Source organism: Dietzia sp. DQ11-38-2 (assembly GCF_014145055.1).
Classification (GTDB): domain Bacteria; phylum Actinomycetota; class Actinomycetes; order Mycobacteriales; family Mycobacteriaceae; genus Dietzia.
In genome coordinates this window covers 1-1,580 of the sequence record NZ_JAALDW010000500.1, presented here as the reverse complement: position 1 = coordinate 1,580, position 1,580 = coordinate 1, and the positions used below count along the sequence as shown (strand labels likewise).

The 1,580-nt window shown below is 70.8% G+C and carries 2 protein-coding genes; both read right to left on the bottom strand.

Annotation, left to right across the window (positions count from 1 at the left end):
* Positions 1-446, bottom strand: a 446-nt coding sequence (gene tatB, locus G6026_RS15660) for a Sec-independent protein translocase protein TatB (protein ID WP_182613716.1), incomplete at its 3' end; no start/stop codon positions are given.
* Positions 447-506: 60 nt separating this feature from the next.
* A partial coding sequence (locus G6026_RS15655; protein ID WP_182613715.1) for a trypsin-like peptidase domain-containing protein occupies positions 507-1,580 on the bottom strand: 1,074 nt, incomplete at its 5' end.

The window sequence follows — 1,580 nt, the reverse complement described above, 5'->3', positions numbered from 1 at the left end:
GGGGGGGTCGGCCCGGTCGATCGGGGGACGGCCGGGCGGGGTCCGGTTCTCTGGGGGCCGGCCGACGGGGAACCTGTCGACTGCGGGCCGGTGGACTGCGGCCCGGTCGACCGGGGGCTGGTGGTTGGCGGGCCTCCTGCCGGCGCCGCTGCGCCGAAATCGCCCGTGAACAGAGAGTCATCCCCGTCGAGGAGGTGCTTGGTCACCATCGCGCGGGGGCTCATGCCCCGCAGATCGCTGAGCTGCTTGAGCGGTTCGCGGAATTCCTCGAAGTCGGCCCCGTAGTCATCGCGCAGCTGCTGCTGGGCGGTCCCGGCGAACTCCTTGACCTTGCGGATCGCGGACGCGAGCCACCGGGCGGCTTCGGGAAGGCGCTCGGGCCCCAGGACGACGAGCGCTATCACGCCCAGTACCAGGAGCTCGGACCAACCCACGTTAGAGAACATCGCCTCTGAGGATACGTCGTCCGGCACCCCTGGTCACCACGACCTCGGACCACGCCGGGGTCAGGCGAGGACGGGGCGGACGGTCACCTCGATCCGTGAGCCGTCTCGGATGACCTCCACCGGGACGTCCACGTCCGCGCCGGCGCGACGGACGGCCACGATGAGTTCGTCGGACGAACGCACCCGACGTTCACCGATCATCGTCACCACGTCGCCTTCCCGCAGACCGGCCTCGAGCGCGGGCGAGCCCTCGCGGACGTTGACGAGCTCGGCGCCCTCGACGTCGCCGTTGTCCGCCTTGCGCGCGTTCACACCGATCGTGGCATGACGCACGGACCCCTCGGTCATGAGCGAGGTCGCGATGGCGCGCACGTCGTTGACGGGGATCGCGAACCCGAGGCCGATCGATCCGCCTGTCCGGGTGAAGATCGAGGTGTTGATGCCGATCACCGCCCCACTGGCGTCGATGAGCGGACCGCCCGAGTTGCCGGGGTTGATCGCCGCGTCCGTCTGGATGGCGTCGATCACGACGTCCCCGTCGGACGTCGACTCCCCCAGCGCGATCGGCCGCTCGGTGGCCGACACGATGCCCTCGGTGACCGTCCTGGCCAGGCCCAGGGGCGAACCGATGGCCACCACCTGCTCGCCCACCTCGACCCGCTCGGAATCCCCGAGCGTCGCCACGGTGAGGTTCTGGACCCCGTCGACCTTGAGCACCGCGAGGTCGGTCGCCGGGTCGCGGCCGACCAGTTCGGCCGACGCCCTGGTCCCGTCCGTAAAGACGACGTCGATGTCCGCCCTGTCCGCGGCACCGTCCATCGTGACGACGTGGTTGTTGGTGACGATGTACCCCTGCGGGTCGATGACGATGCCTGAGCCCTCACCCCGCGCCGAGGGGGTCGAGACCTGGATGTTGACCACCGCCGGCTGGACCCGCTGGGCGACCTCACCGACCGGGTTGTCGGGCCGCAGGACGTTCGTCGGCGCGTCGGCGATGCGGACGGTCGACGTGGTGAGCACTCGCGCCGAATCGGCGACGATCGCTCCGATCCCGCCACCCACCAGGGCGATGACGGCGACGGCGGCGGCGGCTGCCCCGAGTGCCTGCCGACTCAGCCGCCGTTCGAACAGAGC